This is a genomic window from Pseudomonas chlororaphis subsp. aurantiaca (assembly GCF_013466605.1).
Lineage (GTDB): Bacteria > Pseudomonadota > Gammaproteobacteria > Pseudomonadales > Pseudomonadaceae > Aquipseudomonas > Aquipseudomonas chlororaphis_I.
Genome location: NZ_CP059162.1, coordinates 1,092,358 through 1,109,696 on the forward strand (window position 1 = coordinate 1,092,358; position 17,339 = coordinate 1,109,696).

The following is a 17,339-nucleotide window of genomic DNA, read 5'->3' on the forward strand; positions in this document are numbered from 1 at the left end:
GCGGGCTCAGCGTGCCAGATGCTTGATCATCGGCACGCAGGCCAGGGTCAGGCCCCGGGGCGACTGGTACTGGGCAACCTGCTCGCCGACGAAGCCGCAGTGGCGATAGAAGTCCGCAGCGTTCAGGGTCGAGTCCAGGACCAGATGCGGCAGGCCGGCCTGCAGTGCCAGTTGTTCGAGGTAGTTCATCATCTGCCGGCCGATCCCGCGGCCCATGTACGCCGGATCGACAAACACCGCATCGATCTGCCCCGACTCGAGGTCGAGCATGCCGCTGGCTGTGACCTGGTTGTCGATGACGGCTACGTGCCCGGTCTTCTCCAGGACTTCGACGAAATAGTCCCCCAGGCTGCCGGCGGTCCAGACCTGTAGGTCGGCGGCGGGGTAATGGCCGCTGCACTGGTGGTTGATGGCTTGGTTGCGAATGACGAAGACGCGTTGCGCGTCGTCGCCATGAGCTTTTCTGATCAACATGTTGTGCCCATTCCCTGGTGTGAGCCGAACATCCTGCCAGAGCCCGGACGGGGCTGTCATGCCGCCCTGGCCTGGATCAGCAACAGCCCCCAGCCGGTCAGCAGCGTGCCGTCCGCCCGTAGCAAGGATTGTGTGGCCGTGCGCAGTTCGCTCTTCATCAAGGCGCGATTGGCGGGTGTCAGGCGATCCAGGTCGTAGGTTTCTCCCAACGAGTCCCAGAGCTCCTCGAAGGTGGGCGTCCACTCAAGGTCCAGTTCCTCGAATTGCAGTGAGGTGAAGCGGTGGTCCAACAGCGCCCGCCATCCACTCTGTGACTGAGTACGGGGATCCACCAGAGGCAGGGGACGGAGCTGGTCGCGCCGTGCGGCGGCGCGCAAGGCCTGCAAGTAGCGCTGGCCCGGCTCGCCCAACAGAAAGGCCCGGCCGACGATGGCCGAGAGTTGCCCGCCCTTGGCCAGGATCCGATGGATCTCCTCCAGCACCTGTTCGATATTGCTCATCAGCATCAGGGCCAGGTGCGAGACCACGGCATCGACACTGCCGGTGGCCATCGACAGGCACTGGGCCCGCTCATTGAGCAGCACGCTGCGGTTCGCGAGGCGGGCGTGTGCCGCCTGCAGTTCGGTGGCGCTCATGTCCACGCCGATCAACCGCGCTTCGGGATATTCCCTGGCCAGCAGATCCAGGAGAAAACCGTCGCCGCAGCCCAAGTCCAGCACCCGTGCGCGAGGCTGAGCGGTGGCGAGCGTGGCCGCCAGCATCTCGTAGGATGAACCGCGCCCTGGCAGGCTCAGTCCGGAAAAGGCCGGCGGTGTGGTGCCGGGGCGACGCTGGTGAAAGTCCTGAAGAAAGCGTTCGGCGCTGTTCATGCTGTTCATCCTTGAAGCAAACGGAGAGTCGTTGCCGGGCATTGTGGCATGGAGGCAGAGCGCCCCATCAGTGCACGATGGTATTGGGCGGCAGATGGCCCAGGCGTTCGGTCAGGCGCAGGCGCTGGATCGGGTCTTCGCTGAGCAGCAGGGCGTGCTCCAGGTCGAAGCGTTCGGCGTTGGGGCAGTCCAGGTGCTGGTAGAGGCTGGCGCGGGCCAGGTAGTCGGAGGCGCTGCCATTGCCCAGTTCCAGGACCCGCTCGGCATCGATCAGCGCATTGAGGTGGTCGTCGTGGCTCAGGTGCAACTGGCGCAGGTTGCGCGACAGGCGCTGGAGCATCTGCTGCGGGCTGGCGGTGGCCAGGTGCTCGGCGGCCAGCTTGATGTTCGGCCCGTACTGGCGCTCCAGCAGCTCACGGCAGTCGTTGGGGTACAGGCGGCGCCCGCCGCAGGGATCGAGCAGGTGATCGGCGCCGGGCACGCGCAATAAAAAGTGCCCGGGGAAGTTGACCCCGACCATGGGGATTTCCAGGCGGCGCGCCAGCTCCAGGGCGATCAGCCCCAGCGCCAGCGGTTGCCCGCGCCGGGTGTGCAGCACCTTGTCCAGCAGCGCCGCCTGCGGGCGCAGCGGCAGGAACTCGTCCTGCTGGAAGCCCAGGTCGTTCATGCGCCGCAGCAGGGGCTGGCCCAGTTCGCTGACCGGCAGCAGCGGCAAGCCGGAGCTGACCCGCTGTTGCAGCTCCTTGAAATCCTCCAGCAACTGTTCGGGCGACACCTCTTTATCGTGCTCGGCAGCGATCCACAGCGCCGCCTCGAAAAGGGCGGGCGGGGACTGTTGCAGGCAGGCGAAAAAAGCTTGACGCGGGTTCATCGAAATCTCCGGCGAATGCCTCGTTTTAGCCCCGTCGCGGGCGTTCGTCCAGTGCCGCACACATGTCGTAGCAGGTTATTTCCTAAAGCCTGAAAAGGTGTCCGGCTTATTCCCGCGCGCTCCAGCAATTTTCATGCACAAGCCTATACTGGCGACTACAAGAAGTGATTCGGGAGCCCGACGATGTTCGCTCTCATGCAAAGCACTCGCCTTGAATCGCTACACCTGAGCGTCGACCCAACCACCGGGTTGAAGGCGGTGATTGCCATTCATAGCAGCCGCCTGGGGCCTGCCTTGGGAGGCTGTCGTTACCTTGCCTACCCCGACGACGAAAGTGCCGTGGTCGATGCCGTGCGCCTGGCCCAGGGCATGAGCTACAAGGCCGCCCTGGCCGGCTTGCCCCACGGTGGCGGCAAGGCCGTCATCATCCGTCCGCCACACGTCGAAAGCCGCGCCGCGCTGTTCGAAGCCTTCGGTCGCTGCGTCGAGCAACTCGATGGCCGCTACATCACCGCCATCGACAGCGGCACCTCGGTCGCCGACATGGACTGCATCGCCCAAACCACCCAGCACGTCACCAGCACCACCGCCTCCGGCGACCCGGCACCGCATGCCGCCATGGGCGTGTTCGCCGGCATCCGCGCCACCGCCATGGCTCGCCTGGGCAGCGACAACCTCGAAGGCCTGCGGGTGGCGATCCAAGGCCTGGGCAATGTCGGCTTCGCCCTCGCCGAACAGCTGCATGCCGCGGGCGCCGAACTGCTGGTCAGCGATATCGATTCCGGCAAGGTGCAACTGGCCATGGAGCAACTGGGCGCCCATCCGATCGCCAACGAAGCCTTGCTCAGCACCCCGTGCGACATCCTTGCGCCCTGCGGGCTGGGCGGCGTGCTCAACAGCCACAGCGTGGCGCAACTGCGCTGCTCGGCGGTGGCCGGCTCGGCCAACAACCAGTTGACCAACCTGCAGGTCGCCGACCAGCTGGAAAACCGCGGCATCCTCTACGCGCCGGATTACGTGATCAATGCCGGCGGGCTGATCTACGTTTCGCTCAAGCATCGCGGTGAGGACCTGGCGACCATCACCGCCCACCTGTCGAAGATCAGCCAGCGGCTCACCGAAGTCTTCGCCCATGCCCAGGCTGAAAAGCGCTCCCCGGCGCGGGTGGCCGACGACTTGGCTGAGCGCGTGCTGTACCGCTAGGCGCGAAGGTCTTACCCGGCATTTCGCCCTGTAGGCCCCGCGCCACAAGCACGGGGCGCAACAACTGCACGCTGACCCGGCGTGCCAGGAGCCATGTGATGCCTCACAAGGTTGCACTTCCCTATACCCGCTATTTGTCCCCGGACGGCCAGTTGCTCGGCGACCTGCCGGCCTGGGCCGACGACTTCAATCTGCTGACCCGACTCTACCGGCAGATGGTCCTTACCCGGCTGTTCGACCAGAAAGCCGTGGCCCTGCAACGCACCGGACGCATCGGCACCTACGCGCCGACCCTCGGCCAGGAAGCCATTGGCGTGGCCATCGGCAGCCTGATGCGGCCCGAGGACGTGCTGGTGCCCTATTACCGCGACACCGCCGTGCAGCTGATGCGCGGGGTGCGCATGGAGGAGATCCTGCTGTACTGGGGCGGCGACGAGCGCGGCAGCGATTTCGCCGACCCGGCGGTGGCCGAGGACTTCCCGATCTGTGTGCCGATCGCCACCCAGGCCCTGCATGCCTGCGGCGTGGCCAGCGCGTTCAAGATCCGTGGCGAGCACCGGGTGGTGGTGACCACCTGTGGCGATGGCGCCACCAGCAAGGGCGACTTCCTCGAAGCCCTCAACGTGGCGGGTACCTGGCAGTTGCCGGTGGTGTTCGTGGTCAACAACAACCAATGGGCGATCTCGGTGCCACGGCGCATCCAGTGCGGCGCGCCGACCCTGGCACAGAAAGCCATCGGCGCCGGCTTCCACGGCGAACAGGTCGATGGCAACGACATGCTTGCGGTGTACGACCGGGTGCAGGCGGCCCTGGAGCGTGCCCGGCATGGCAAGGGACCGGTGCTGCTGGAATGCCTGAGCTATCGCCTGGGCGACCACACCACCGCCGACGATGCCACGCGCTATCGGGCCGCGGATGAGGTCAAGCAGGCCTGGCTGGAAGAACCGATCAAACGCCTGCAACGCTTCATGGTCGGGCAGGGCGTCTGGGAGGGAAACCGCGAGATGGCGCTGATGGTGGAATGCCAGGCGCTGGTGCAGCGCGCTGTGGATAACTTCGAGGCGGCGGGCACCCAAGCCCCCGAGTCGGTACTGGACTACGTCTACGCGCAGTGGCCGGCGGCCCTGGCCGAGCAGCGCGAGATGTTCCTCGAACGGCTGGCGCGGCGGGCGGGAGGTACGGACTATGAGTAACGGCACATTCAGCCTGCTGGAAGCGGTGAACCTGGCGCTGCACCGGGCCATGGCCGAGGACGAGAACGTGATTGTCCTGGGTGAGGACGTGGGGGTGAACGGCGGGGTGTTCCGCGCCACCCTGGGGCTGCGCGACAGTTTCGGTTTCAAGCGGGTGATCGACTCGCCACTGGCGGAAACCATGCTCGGCGGTCTGGTGATCGGCATGGCCGCGCAGGGCTTGAAGCCGGTGGTGGAAATCCAGTTCATGGGTTTTATCTACGCGACCATGGAGCACCTGGTGTCCCATGCCAGCCGCATGCGCAACCGCACCCGCGGGCGCATCACCTGTCCGATGGTACTGCGCACGCCCATGGGCGCGGGCATTCGCGCACCGGAGCATCACAGCGAAAGCACCGAGGCGCTGTTCGCCCATATCCCGGGGTTGCGGGTGCTAGTGCCGTCCTCGCCGGCGCGGGCCTACGGCCTGCTGCTGGCGGCCATCGACGATCCCGACCCGGTGCTGTTCCTCGAGCCGACCCGCCTTTACCGCATGAACCCGCAACCGCTGGTGGACGACGGCAAGCGCCTGCCGCTGGACAGTTGCTTCACCCTGCGCGAAGGCAGCGACATCACCCTGGTCAGCTGGGGCGCGAGCATCGTCGAGACTTTGCAGGCCGCCGCCGCGCTGGCCGAGCAGGGCGTGTCGGCGGAGGTGATCGACGTCGCCTGCATCAAGCCGCTGGACCTCGACACCCTGGAAGCCTCGGTGCGCAAGACCGGGCGCTGCGTGATCGTGCACGAGGCGCCACGCACCTGCGGCGTCGGCGCGGAAATCGCCGCCAGCCTCTACGAGCGGGCGTTGCTGGAATTGCAGGCGCCGATCCTGCGGGTCACCGCGCCGGACATTCCACCGCCGCTGTATCGCCTGGAGTCGCTGTACATCCCCGGCGTCGAAGACATTCTTCACGCCTGCGACAGCACCCTGAACTTCGCCTGAGGAGGCTGCGATGAAATATTTCAAACTGCCCGATCTGGGCGAAGGCCTGCAGGAAGCGGAAATCGTCGAGTGGCACGTCAGGGCCGGCGATACGGTCAAGGCCGATCAGTTGCTGGTGTCGGTGGAAACCGCCAAGGCCCTGGTGGACATTCCCGCGCCCTATGACGGGGTGGTGGCGAAAACCTACGGCGCGCCGGGCGACATCCTGCATGTCGGCGAACCCTTGCTCGGCTACGAAGGCGAGGCGGATGCCGGCACCGTGGTCGGGCGCCTCGAGGGTGGCGGGGCCAGTCAGGAAGACCGGTTTTTTGTCGGTGCCGCGCCCTCGACCCGCGAACACATGGCGGCCCGCGCCACGCCAGCGGTGCGCCAACTGGCCCGGCAACTGGGCGTGGATGTGAATGCCTTGAGCGGTTCGGCCAAGGACGGGCTGGTCACCCGCGGCGATGTGGAAAACGCCGCGCAACTGGAACGCGAGCGGTTCGGCGGTGACCGGCTGCGCGGGGTACGTCGGAGCATGGCGCTGAACATGGCCCGCTCCCATGCCGAGGTGGTGCCGGTGACGATTTACGGCGATGCCGACCTGCACCGTTGGGGCCAGGCCCGCGATCCGCTGATCCGCCTGGCCAAGGCGCTGGCGGCGGCCTGTGCGGTGGAGCCGGTGCTCAACAGCGCGTTCGACGGCAAGACCCTGTCGATAAAGCAGCACCAGCACCTCGACCTGGGCATTGCCGTGGACACCCCCGATGGCCTGTTCGTGCCGGTGCTGCGCAATGTCGGCCAGCGCGACGCGGCGGACCTCAAGGCCGGGGTGACGCGCTTGCGCGCCGATGTGCAGGCGCGTTCGATCCCGCCCAAGGAGATGATGGGCGCGACCCTGACCCTGTCCAACTTCGGTACCCTGTTCGGCCGTTATGCCAACCCGGTGGTGGTGCCGCCGCAAGTGGCGATCCTCGCCGCCGGGGTGATCCGCGACGAGCCGGTGGCCCTGAACGGCGCGGTGGCGGTGCATCCGCTGCTGCCGCTGTCGTTGACCTTCGATCATCGGGTGGTGACCGGCGGCGAGGCGGCGCGCTTCTTCAAGGCGCTGGTCGAAGCGCTGGAGCAACCTGAGCTTTAGTTTTCCACAGGCATGAAAAAGGCCCTGGGCGCAAACCCAGGGCCTGTTCAATTCGAGCCTGCTTACTTGGCGGCCTTGCTCGCCTTGGCGGGCTTGGCCGGTGCTGCGGGTTCCGCGGCTTCGGGGGCTGCCAGCGGAGCCTCTGGCTCGGCCGCCGCAACCGGCGCGCTGAGCAGTTCGGACAGGGCGTCCGGCTGGCTCTTGAAGGCCTTGGCGAACACGTCGCGGTTCTTCGCCATGTAGATCCCGGCTTCTTCCACCTGCTGCTCGCTCAGGGACGGCACAGCTTTTTGCAACACTTGCGCCAGCAATTCAGCCAGTTCGAGCATTTTGTCATGACGGTCAGCTTCGGCTTTATCCATGAACAAGCGCTCCAGATCTCGGCTGCTGCGGTATACCACTTCGACGGCCATTCACCACCTCACATGCCTTCACGATAATGGGTCTTTGCTACTACTGTATTTATATACAGCTGGCAGGATAAGCGAATCCTGCTGCTTTGAATAGTGGCTTTTTAATCTAGCCGGGTTTCAGGGTTTGTCAGGTGATCCGTGTCGATCCCATTGTGGGCGAGCGCGCCTGTTTCTGTAGGCGCGAGCGGGCGGCGATCCGACTTGCCCGCGAAGACGCCCTTGAGAGCACCGCAGAAGTGTCCAGCCGGCCCCGGCCGCCATCTCATTCCCCAGACGCTGGCCTTTTTTCTGCATGCAGAACAACCGTCACGTCCAACCCGCATCATCCGGTCGAGTCGACCTAAGGAAAAACCATCGTGAAAATCAATTGGGCCGAGAAACTGCGGCAGAACGTCCATCAGCTGGCCGAGTCCCTGGGCAACCTGTTCGTGGAGACCTTTCACTACCTGGCGCTGTTTGCCATCGGCGCGGTGACGGCCTGGGCGGCGGTGATGGAATTTCTCGGGATGCTCGAAGCAGGGCATATCAAGATCGATGACATTCTCCTGCTGTTCATCTACCTCGAACTGGGCGCCATGGTCGGCATCTACTTCAAGACCAACCACATGCCGGTGCGCTTCCTGATCTACGTGGCGATCACCGCGCTGACCCGCCTGCTGATCTCCAATGTGTCGCACCACAACCCGCCGGACCTGGGGATCATCTACCTGTGTGGTGGCATCCTGCTGCTGGCCTTCTCCATCCTGGTGGTGCGCTACGCCTCGTCGCAGTTCCCGTCGGTGAAGATCGAACACCCGCAACGCAAGGTCGGCGCGGGTTCCAGCGAGCATCCGGAAGTCGAGAAGGGCGAGCTTTAAATCGCCACGATCAAGGGCGGCCGGTTAGCGGGCCGGCCCTTGGCGGCCGGCAGCGGCAGCTTGAAGCTGTCGCTGTTGGTCATGGCTTCGAGGATGGCCATGGCGCTGTGGCCCTGCTCGATGGCGATGCCGAACTGAATGCTTTGCACCAGGCGTTTGAGCCGCTGCGGATCGTTGCGCTGCTCGGCGCTGATCATGCGCTTGGCCACGACCCGGCCGGCCTTGGACAGGGTCAGCATGATGCTGCCGTCCAGGCCCTGGATGCTCAGGTTGACCCGGTATTCCGGGGCGAAGGCATCGGTAATCAGCTGAAAGGGGTTATCCATGTGCGTCACCGCCTGATTGTATCGTGCAGTCATTGACCGGCTGTGGTCGGGATTAGTTCGCATCTCCAGACCACTGGCAGGCCGTTCGCTGAGGTTTGTTAACGTCCGTATTCCTCAGCTCTTGCAAAGCAAAGGGCATGCCGGGAAAACCGCCGGCCAATAAACCCGGGGGCGAAAAAAAACGGACCAAAAGGTCCGTTTTTCTTTGGCTACCCGTTTCAGGGCATGAACGAATAAATGATCGCTGACAGTGCGATCAGACCGATCAGCACCACGAACAGATTCGACAGCTGGCCCGAATACTGGCGCAGCGATGGCACCCGGCGGATCGCGTACATCGGCATCAGGAACAGCAGGCAGGCGATCACCGGCCCGCCCAGGGTTTCGATCATGCCGAGGATGCTCGGATTGAAGGTAGCCACGGCCCAGCAGGTCAGGACCATGAACAGCGCGGTGCAACGCTCCAGCCGGCGCAACGACAAGGTCCGGCCACGGCTGCGCAGGCTTTTCACGATCAGCCCCTGGAAACCTTCGCTGGCGCCGATGTAGTGGCCGAGGAAGGATTTGGTGATGGCCACCAATGCGATCAGCGGCGCGGCATAGGCGATCACCGGGGTCTGGAAGTGGTTGGCCAGGTACGACAGGATCGAGATGTTCTGCGCCTTGGCCGCGGCCAGGTCGGCCGGCGACAGGGCCAGCACGCAGCTGAAGCAGAAGAACATCACCGTCAGCACCATCATGCCGTGGGCCACGGCGAGGATGCCGCTGCTCTTGCGTTCGGCCTGGGCGCCGTAGTGGCGCTTCTGGTCGACGGCGAAGGCGGAGATGATCGGCGAATGGTTGAACGAGAACACCATTACCGGGATCGCCAGCCACAGGGTCTTGAGGAACAGCGGCATGGACATGCCGTCATTGGCCGAAGCGAAGAAGGCACCGTTCCAGTTCGGAATCAGGCTGAGGGCCAGCAGCAACAGCGCGGCGACAAAGGGATAGACCAGCACGCTCATGGCCCGCACGATCACGCCCTGGCCGCAGCGCACGATGGCCATCAGGCCGAGGATCAGCACCAGCGACAGGACTGCCCGCGGCGGTGGCGTCATGTGCAACTGGTGTTCCATGAAGCTGCCCAGGGTGTTGGTCAGCGCCACGCTGTACACCAGCAGGATCGGGAAGATGGCGAAGAAGTAGAGCAGGGTGATCAGCTTGCCGGCGCCGATGCCGAAGTGTTCTTCCACCACCTCGGTGATGTCGCCGGAGCGCCCGGACAGCACGAAGCGGGTCAGCCCGCGGTGGGCGAAGAAGGTCATCGGGAAGGCCAGCAGCGCCAGCACGATCAGCGGCCAGAAGCCGCCGACCCCGGCGTTGATCGGCAGGAACAGGGTACCGGCGCCGATGGCGGTGCCGTACAGGCCGAGCATCCAGGTGGTGTCGTGTTTGCTCCAGCCCTGGCTGGTGGTCGTGGTGCCGCGGGCAGTCTCTACGGCAGGGTTTTCGGCAGCGGGTGTTCGTACATCGGTCATCGGTATCGCCTCGTTATTATTTTTGCTCGGGCTCACGTGGGGCGGACGGTCAGGGAATGCTCCTCAGCACTCCACCCAGCTCACGGCCAGGCCGCCCCGTGAAGTTTCTTTGTATTTGTCGTGCATGTCGGCGCCGGTATCGCGCATGGTGCGGATCACCCGGTCCAGGGAAATGAAGTGTTTGCCGTCGCCGCGCAGGGCCATCTGGGTGGCGTTGATCGCCTTCACCGCGGCGATCGCGTTGCGCTCGATGCAAGGCACCTGCACCAGGCCGCCGACCGGGTCGCAGGTCAGGCCGAGGTTATGTTCCAGGCCGATTTCCGCGGCGTTTTCCAGTTGCTCCGGCGTCGCCCCGAGCACCTCGGCAAGGCCCGCGGCGGCCATCGCGCAGGCGGAACCCACCTCGCCCTGGCAGCCGACTTCGGCGCCGGAGATCGAGGCGTTTTTCTTGCAGAGGATGCCCACCGCAGCGGCGCCGAGGAAGAAGTCGACTACGTCGTCGTCCGACGCTTCGGGGTTGAACTTCATGTAGTAATGCAGCACCGCCGGGATGATCCCGGCCGCGCCGTTGGTCGGTGCGGTGACCATGCGCCCGCCGGCGGCGTTTTCCTCGTTCACCGCCAGGGCGAACAGGTTGACCCACTCCATGGCCGACAGGGTCGAGCTGATGACGTTGGGCTTGCCGATTTCCAGCAGGTTGCGATGCAGCTTGGCCGCGCGGCGCGGCACATCCAGGCCGCCGGGCAGGGTGCCTTCGTGGCGCAGGCCCTGTTCGACGCATTCGCGCATCACCGCCCAGATGTGCAGCAGGCCGCTGCGGATTTCGGCATCGCTGCGCCAGGTGCGTTCGTTGGCCATCATCAGTTCCGAGACTCGCAGCTGATGCCGTTGGCACAGGGCCAGGAGTTCCACCGCGCTGTTGAAGTCGTAGGGCAGCTCGACGCTGTTGGCCGCCGGCGCGCCTTCGGTCACTTCGGCTTCCTCGACGATAAAACCGCCACCCACCGAGTAGTAGGTCTGCCGCCACAGCAAGCCGTCCGCGCCGAAGGCCGACAGCGACATGGCATTGGGGTGGTAGGGCAGGCTCTCGTCGAGCAGCAACAGGTCGCGGTGCCAGTCGAAGGCGATGGTCGAGCGACCGCCGAGGCTCAGCTCGCCGCTTTCGCGCAGTTGCTGGATGCACGGGCCGATGCTGCGCGGGTCAATGCTGTCGGGCCATTCGCCCATCAGGCCCATGACGCAGGCGCGGTCGGTGGCGTGGCCGACGCCGGTGGCGGACAGCGAGCCGTACAGGCGGATTTCCACCCGCCGCACCTGCTCCTGCAAACCTTGCTCGAACAGCCCCTGGGCGAAGGTCGCGGCGGCGCGCATCGGGCCGACGGTGTGGGAACTGGACGGGCCGATACCGACTTTGAAGAGATCGAAAACACTGATAGCCATGCTAAAGCCTTACAAGCAATGGAAGAGGAATCGCTGCCATTTTTTGTAGGCCGAGCGTCAGGTCGGCGATACTGCCTAGCTCGGTCAAGACTGACCAACGAATTTTCCTAAGACAGCCTTTAGCAGGACTAAACGATGAGTCGTCAGTTTCATGCCCAGACCTATGTCTGGCTGCATGTGTTTTCCTGTGCCGCGCGGCACTTGTCGTTCACCCGTTGCGCGGAAGAACTGCACATCACCCCGGGGGCGGTCAGCCAGCAGATCCGCCTGCTGGAAGAACGGCTTGGGTTTCGCCTGTTTCATCGGCGCGCCCGTGGGGTGGAACTGAGCGCCGAGGGGCAGCGGCTGGCGATCACGGTGAACGAGGCCTATGGCAGCATCGACGCCGAACTGCGCCGGCTGGATGCCGGGATGATCAGCGGCACCTTGCGCCTGCGCTCGATCCCGTCGTTTCTCGGCAAATGGCTGACCCCGCGCCTGCCCCGGTTGCAGCAGCGTTTTCCGGACATTCAATTGCGGCTGGTGGCCGAGGACAGCAGCGTCGCCCTGTATGAGGGTGATTTTGACCTGGCCATCGACCTCAACGACGGCAGCTATCCGGGACTGTTATCCACAGCCCTGCTGGACGAGCAGATCTTCCCAGTCTGTGCCCCGGGCCTGTTGCGCGGACGGCCGCCGCTGCACGGTCCGGCAGACCTGGTGCATTTCCCGTTGCTGCACGACATCACCGCCTGGCGCGGCAGCTACGAGTACGCGGAGTGGGAGTTCTATCTCAATGCCATCGGCTTTGAGGGCGCGGATGTGCGGCGCGGGCACACCTTCAATCGCAACCACCTGACCATCGAGGCGGCGATCGCCGGGATGGGGGTGGCGATTGCCCGGCGCACCCTGCTCAACGACGAACTGGAGCGCGGCACCCTGATCGTGCCGTTCGGCCTCGCGGTGCCCAATCACAAACGTTATGTGCTGCTGTATGCGCCGGGTGCGCTGAGCCATCCGGGTGTGCGCGCGGTGCACGACTGGCTGGTGGAGGAGGCGGGGATTTTTCGCAGCCAGCACCCTCTGGGAGAAGGGCAGTTGTGAGTGGAAAAGGCCAGGGGCAGGGGTGACCCAACTCCCGACATTAACAGCGCTTTTGCTCCTTGTCCGGCTTTATTTGCGAATAGATATTTATCTTTTTTAAGGGGTTGAATTGTTCCGCGCTCTGCCCAACTCTGTAACCAAGAGGCCGCAAAAAGTACGCCCTCAGGGGCACGCGGTTCCTCTCGCGAGCTAGCTGAAATAAGGGAAGAACTATGCAAATCCAGGTCAATAGCGATAACCATATTCAAAGCAGCATCCGACTGGAGGAGTGGGTACGTACTACCATTGAGAGCACGCTCGAACGCTACGAGGAGGACCTGACCCGAGTCGAGGTTCATCTGCGGGACGAGAACGGCGACAAGCCCGGTCCCCACGATTTGCGCTGCCAACTGGAGGCGCGGCCAAAAGGCCATCAACCGATTTCCGTGACCCACAAAGCCGAATCCCTGGAACTGGCCATCGAAGGAGCGGCCACCAAGCTGGAGAGTTCCCTGGAACACCTGTTCGGCCGGTTGCGCAACAAGCGCGCCGCGGCAGCGCCAAGCGCCCGCGCCGGTCAGACCGACGCCTTGCTTGAAGAGGAATTCCTGGAAAACGAACAGGCCGCGCTCAATAGCTGACGGCGCAAGTACCCAACCAAGAAGCACCTAGCAAAAAGGGCCTGCACATGCAGGCCCTTTTTTTGCGTCGCGTTTCTGTAGAGCGAGCGGGCGGCGATCCGACTTGCCCGTGATGGCGTCCGGCCCGATACACCGCGCCATCTTCATCGCCGGCAAGCCTGGTTCCTACAGAAACGGGGAAATGTGCTGTTCCGTAGGAGCTTGGCTGCTGGCGATGGCCGTGGATCAGAACGCCACAGAGGTCTGTACATACAGTGTCCGTGGTTCGCCCACGTATTTGCCTTTGTTGTTGTCGTCGAACGAGCGGGTGAAGTATTGGTGGTTGAAGATGTTCTTCACCCCGACCGCTACGTTGAGGTCCGACAGTTGCGGGCCGAAGTCGTAGGCGGCGCGGCTGCTGAACAGCATGTAGCCGGGAATCCGTCCGGTGCTGCCGTCGGCGCTTTCGGCGGAGGTGTTGGCGTTGTCGGCGAACTGGCTGCTCTGGTAGCTGCTGTCGAAGTTCAGTTTCCATGGGCCTTCGGTGTAACCGATGCCGAGGGTGCCCTTGTGCTTGGAGGAGAACGGCACGCGGTTGCCCTTGTTCGGCCCGTCTTCACGAATGGTGGCGTCGACGTAGGCGTAGGTGGCGTACAGATCGAAACCGGCCAGCGCCGGGCTCAGGCCGTCCAGTGCGTAATTGACGCTGGCCTCGATGCCTTGGTGGCGGGTTTCGCCACGGGCGATCACCGAGTCGTTGGTCTGGTTGCTGTCGTACTGGTTGTCGAAGTTGATCAGGAACGCGCCGATCTCCGCCCGCAGGCTGCCGTCGTCATAGCGGGTGCCCAATTCCCAGGTGCGGGCCTTCTCCGGTTTCACTTCGCCGCTGCTCACGCGGTTGGGCATCTGGCTGTATTGCACGCTGCCGAACGAACCTTCGGTGTTGGCGTAGAGGTTCCAGCTGTCGGTCAGGTGGTACATCACGTTCAGCGCCGGTAGCGCGGTGTTGTAGTCGCCCTTGTATTTGACGTTGGTCAGGTTGTTGGTCTGCTGGGACTCGATCATCTCGTAGCGAATGCCCGGGGTGAGGGTCCACTTGCCGATGTCGATGCGGTCGTCGACGAAGAACGCATTGGCCTCGGTGCCGCCGCGGGTATCGCGGTCGTTGCGGCTGCTGGTGCTGGGCAGTTGCTGGTTGGCGCTGATCGGCGTGCGGTAGCGCAACTCGTGCCCGGCCTCGTTGATGTAGCGGTAACCGATGCCCAGCTCATGGCGGGTCGGCCCGAGGTCGAAGCCCTGGGCGAAGCGGGTTTCGATGCCGCGCACCCAGTATTCGCGTGGCGACAGCGACAGGAAGCTGCCCTGGTCCAGGTAGCCGCTGCGCAGGGTCTTGGTGAAGAAGCTGTTGACGGTGAATTCGCGGCGATCTTCCTGGTAGCGGTAGCCGAAGTTGATCAGCGTACGGCGGCCCCAGAACTTGTCGTACGGGCGGGTCGACTGATACGGATCGGCCTTGTAGTCGGCAATGTTCAGGCCGCCGGGCATGTCGGCCTCGCCCTCGTAGTACTGGGCCATGGCGTTGAAGCTGTTGGCGTCGTCGAGCTGGTAGTGGCCCTTGAGGATCAGGTCGTCGATTTGCGTGTCGCTGTGTTCACGCCAGTCGCCGCCACGGGTGCCGGAGTACAGCAGGGCGCCGCCCAGGCCGTTGTCGGCGGTGCCGCCGGCCAGCAGGTTGCCGGTGGTCTTGAAGCCGTCGTGGCTGGAGGATGGGCTGGTCTCGGTCTGGAAGCCACCCTTGACCGTGGGCGCATCGGGGATGGCGCGGGTCACGAAGTTGACGATGCCGCCGACGTTCTGCGGCCCGTAACGCACGGCGCCGCCGCCACGCACCACGTCCACGGCGTCCATGTTGCCCATGCTGACCGGGGCGAAGGACAGCTGCGGCTGGCCATAGGGCGCGAAGGGCACCGGAATGCCGTCCATCAGGACCGTGGAGCGCGAGGCCAGGCGCGGGTTGAGCCCGCGAATGCCGAAGTTCAGCGCCATGTCGTGGCTGCCGGTGCCGTTGTTTTCCGGGGCGTTGACCCCGGGGATGCGGTTGAGCACATCGCGTGCCTGGGTGGCGCCCTGGCGTTCGAATGCTTCGCGGCGGATCACGTCACGGGCACCCGGGTGCTCGAAGACGTTGCTCTGCGCCGCATCGCCCAGCCAGTCGCCGACCACGCTGGACGCCCCCAACTCCAGGGCCGCCGGTGCGCCCTCGGCGCTCACCGGTTGCAGGCTGAAGGCATTGCCGCCTTCGGCGCGGGCTTGCAGGCCGCTGCCCTTGAGCAAGGCATTCAGACCTTCCTCGGCGGTGTAGCGGCCTTCCAGGCCCCGGCTCTGCACGCCGCTGGCGACCTGGGAGCCGAAGGAAATCAGCACCCCGGCCTCACGGCCGAACTGGTTCAGGGCGTTTTCCAGCGACGACGCGGCGATGTGGTAGTCGCGCGCCGGGCCGTCGGCGGCCATGGCCAGCGGCAGGGCGGCCAAGCTCAGGCTGGCGCCCAGCAGCAACTGGCGCACGGGGCGGGCAAGGGGCGTGAGGCGAGTGGGTTGCTGGGGCATGGACATCGATCCTGAGAAGGTTGCAGTCAAGGGGGCTTTCCTTCTCTGTCACGCGAGTGCTGGAAAACGGCTCACACAAAATGAAAAAAATCTGGCGTTGGAGAAAAACATTCGATCGGCGTCAACCTGTAGCCGCTGCCGCAGGCTGCGATCGGCCCCGAAGGGGACGTGCTCTTGAGACCCTCGAAGGCCCTTCGGGCCTTGTCGCAGCCTGCGGCAGCGGCTACACAGTCATGCCCGGGCTTCGACCGTCACCCAATAACGGGTAAAACGCCGGACCTTCACCGGCAGGCTGATTTCCAGCAGGTCGAGGATCCGTTCGCTGTCGTCCAGTGGATAACTGCCGGAGATCAGCAGGTCGGCGACCCGTGGATCGCAGTTGAGCTGGCCGCGACGGTAGCGGCCCAACTCGTCGAGGAAGTCCGCCAGGCGCATATGGGCGGCCACCAGCATGCCCTCGCTCCAGGCGCCGCTGCCGGCGTCCAGCGGCCGTGGGGTGTCCCAGGCGCTGCGGGTGAAGCTCAATTGTTGCCCCTTGCTTACCAGTAACGGCGCTCCCGAATGATCCGACGGGCTGAGGCTGACGTTGCCCTCGAACACCGCCAGCTGGGGGCGCTGGCTGAACTGGCGCAGGTTCAACCGGGCGCCTTGTGGGCGCAGCAGGCCCTGGGCGCTCTGTATCAACAGCGGACGGCTGTCGGCCGCGGCGGTCAGCAGAATCTCCCCGGCCAACAGCCGGATCAGCCGTTGCTGGCCGTCGAAACTCACGTCCACCGCGCTGTCGGTATTGAGCTGCAGCTGGCTGCCATCGCTCAGTTGCAGTTTGCGCCGCTGGCCCACCGGGCTGCGGTAGTCGGCCATCAGCGGGGGCAGCGGATTGTGTTCGCGCAAGCCCCAGGCCGCGGCGGAACCGGCGCCGAGGATCAGCAGCAGTTTCAGCGCCTGGCGCCGGCTGGAGGACTTCGGCGTAGTGAGCGCGGCATGGGCCAGGGGCGAAGACAGGCCACGCAGCCGCGAATTGACCCGTTGGATATGTTCCCAGGCCCGTTGATGTTCGCTGTGGGCGTCGTGCCATTGCTGCCAGGCCCGTTGCTGGCGTGGGCTGAGCGGGCCCGCCTGCATTTCGAGCAGCCAGTGCACGGCCTGTTCGGCGACCTGGGCGCCGATGTCCGGCGGGCGGGGGAGGGCTGCGTTCACAGGGCGAAATAGCAGCGCAGGGCTGCCTTGTGCAGGTGGCGCTTGACCGTGGCGATGGAGATCCCCAGTTCGCGGGCGATCTCGCCGTGTTTCAGGCCATCGACCTGGGCCAGCAGGAACGCGCGTTTCACCAGGCGCGGCAAACCGTCGAGCAATTGGTCCAGCTCCAGCAGGGTCTGCAGGATGATCGCCTTGTCCTCCTCGGATGGCGCCAGCAGTTCCGGCATCTGCGCCAGCGTCTCGAGGTAGGCCCGTTCCAGGTCCTGGCGCCGGTAATGGTTGCACAGCACCCGCTTGGCGATGGTGGTGAGGAACGCCCGTGGCTCGACGATCGATGGCGTTTCCCGGGCGCTGAGCACCCGCATGAAGGTGTCCTGGGCCAGGTCGGCGGCGCTGTCGGGGCAGCCGAGCCGACGCCGCAACCAGCCGTTCAGCCAGCTGTGATGGGCGTGATAGAGGACTTCGACGGTAGAGGAGTGAGCCAAGCCGAACGCTCCGGCAGCATGAAAATGCTTAAGATAACAAGAATTGTTCGCAATTGTAGTGGCCTGACATGGCATTCGGCAATCAACCCGGACCGGCGGAAGA

General features: G+C 64.7%; 16 protein-coding genes and 1 pseudogene. 7 read left to right on the forward strand and 10 right to left on the reverse strand.

The window, feature by feature from the left end; all coding sequences use genetic code 11:
• Positions 1-6 precede the first annotated feature (6 nt).
• The 3 genes from H0I86_RS04855 to H0I86_RS04865 all read right to left on the reverse strand — a co-directional run bounded on the left by H0I86_RS04855 (position 7) and on the right by H0I86_RS04865 (position 2,214).
• On the reverse strand, positions 7-474 hold the full coding sequence (locus H0I86_RS04855; RefSeq protein ID WP_180924226.1) for a GNAT family N-acetyltransferase: 468 nt from the start codon (positions 472-474) through the stop codon (positions 7-9).
• Positions 475-530: 56 nt separating this feature from the next.
• Positions 531-1,343, reverse strand: coding sequence for a class I SAM-dependent methyltransferase (locus H0I86_RS04860; protein ID WP_258019398.1), 813 nt, complete (start codon positions 1,341-1,343; stop codon positions 531-533).
• A gap of 67 nt (positions 1,344-1,410) precedes the next feature.
• Positions 1,411-2,214, reverse strand: a complete 804-nt coding sequence (locus H0I86_RS04865) for a SirB1 family protein (RefSeq protein ID WP_180924228.1) — start codon at positions 2,212-2,214, stop codon at positions 1,411-1,413.
• Between the two features lie 183 nt (positions 2,215-2,397).
• Here H0I86_RS04865 and H0I86_RS04870 point away from each other — a divergent pair, with 183 nt between their 5' ends.
• From H0I86_RS04870 to H0I86_RS04885, 4 genes are all read left to right on the forward strand, one after another.
• Positions 2,398-3,417, forward strand: coding sequence for a Leu/Phe/Val dehydrogenase (locus H0I86_RS04870; RefSeq protein ID WP_081362650.1), 1,020 nt, complete (start codon positions 2,398-2,400; stop codon positions 3,415-3,417).
• A 98-nt stretch (positions 3,418-3,515) separates the two neighbouring features.
• Positions 3,516-4,610, forward strand: a complete 1,095-nt coding sequence (gene pdhA / locus H0I86_RS04875) for a pyruvate dehydrogenase (acetyl-transferring) E1 component subunit alpha (RefSeq protein WP_373369402.1) — start codon at positions 3,516-3,518, stop codon at positions 4,608-4,610.
• The gene (locus tag H0I86_RS04880; RefSeq protein WP_124298538.1) at positions 4,603-5,589 is read left to right on the forward strand and encodes an alpha-ketoacid dehydrogenase subunit beta; all 987 of its coding nucleotides are present in this window, start codon (positions 4,603-4,605) and stop codon (positions 5,587-5,589) included. The genes pdhA and H0I86_RS04880 overlap by 8 nt, the downstream gene beginning before the upstream one ends.
• A gap of 10 nt (positions 5,590-5,599) precedes the next feature.
• A complete protein-coding gene (locus H0I86_RS04885; protein ID WP_180924230.1) occupies positions 5,600-6,709 on the forward strand; it encodes a dihydrolipoamide acetyltransferase family protein in 1,110 nt (369 codons plus the stop codon).
• A 155-nt stretch (positions 6,710-6,864) separates the two neighbouring features.
• Here H0I86_RS04885 and H0I86_RS04890 read toward each other — a convergent pair.
• Positions 6,865-7,122 (reverse strand): annotated as a pseudogene (locus H0I86_RS04890) (YebG family protein); the annotation flags it as partial.
• 356 nt (positions 7,123-7,478) lie between these two features.
• Here H0I86_RS04890 and H0I86_RS04895 point away from each other — a divergent pair.
• The gene (locus H0I86_RS04895) at positions 7,479-7,979 is read left to right on the forward strand and encodes a phosphate-starvation-inducible protein PsiE (protein WP_023969650.1); all 501 of its coding nucleotides are present in this window, start codon (positions 7,479-7,481) and stop codon (positions 7,977-7,979) included.
• On the opposite strand, the gene H0I86_RS04900 is transcribed toward H0I86_RS04895, so the two are convergent.
• From H0I86_RS04900 to H0I86_RS04910, 3 genes are all read right to left on the reverse strand, one after another.
• Positions 7,976-8,305 carry a DUF3509 domain-containing protein gene (locus tag H0I86_RS04900; RefSeq protein WP_180924231.1) on the reverse strand — a complete coding sequence of 110 codons (330 nt, stop codon included), beginning with the start codon at positions 8,303-8,305 and terminating at the stop codon, positions 7,976-7,978. The genes H0I86_RS04895 and H0I86_RS04900 overlap by 4 nt on opposite strands.
• A gap of 218 nt (positions 8,306-8,523) precedes the next feature.
• Entirely contained in the window at positions 8,524-9,825 is a 1,302-nt protein-coding gene (locus tag H0I86_RS04905; protein ID WP_180924232.1) for a serine/threonine transporter, read from the reverse strand.
• A 63-nt stretch (positions 9,826-9,888) separates the two neighbouring features.
• Complete coding sequence (locus H0I86_RS04910; RefSeq protein ID WP_180924233.1) at positions 9,889-11,265, reverse strand: L-serine ammonia-lyase; 1,377 nt, start codon at positions 11,263-11,265, stop codon at positions 9,889-9,891.
• Between the two features lie 135 nt (positions 11,266-11,400).
• Here H0I86_RS04910 and H0I86_RS04915 point away from each other — a divergent pair, with 135 nt between their 5' ends.
• Both H0I86_RS04915 and H0I86_RS04920 read left to right on the forward strand, forming a co-directional pair.
• Positions 11,401-12,348, forward strand: coding sequence for a LysR substrate-binding domain-containing protein (locus tag H0I86_RS04915; RefSeq protein WP_180924234.1), 948 nt, complete (start codon positions 11,401-11,403; stop codon positions 12,346-12,348).
• A gap of 212 nt (positions 12,349-12,560) precedes the next feature.
• Positions 12,561-12,968, forward strand: a complete 408-nt coding sequence (locus H0I86_RS04920; protein ID WP_180924235.1) for an HPF/RaiA family ribosome-associated protein — start codon at positions 12,561-12,563, stop codon at positions 12,966-12,968.
• Positions 12,969-13,193: 225 nt separating this feature from the next.
• Here the strand turns inward: H0I86_RS04920 and fecA are convergent, their stop codons facing one another.
• From fecA to H0I86_RS04935, 3 genes are all read right to left on the reverse strand, one after another.
• On the reverse strand, positions 13,194-15,554 hold the full coding sequence (gene fecA / locus H0I86_RS04925; protein WP_180924236.1) for a TonB-dependent Fe(3+) dicitrate receptor FecA: 2,361 nt from the start codon (positions 15,552-15,554) through the stop codon (positions 13,194-13,196).
• A 231-nt stretch (positions 15,555-15,785) separates the two neighbouring features.
• Positions 15,786-16,751 carry a FecR domain-containing protein gene (locus tag H0I86_RS04930; RefSeq protein ID WP_180924237.1) on the reverse strand — a complete coding sequence of 322 codons (966 nt, stop codon included), beginning with the start codon at positions 16,749-16,751 and terminating at the stop codon, positions 15,786-15,788.
• Positions 16,748-17,236 (reverse strand): sigma-70 family RNA polymerase sigma factor, encoded by a 489-nt coding sequence (locus H0I86_RS04935; RefSeq protein ID WP_180924238.1) that lies wholly within the window; start codon positions 17,234-17,236, stop codon positions 16,748-16,750. The genes H0I86_RS04930 and H0I86_RS04935 overlap by 4 nt, the downstream gene beginning before the upstream one ends.
• Positions 17,237-17,339: the final 103 nt, after the last annotated feature.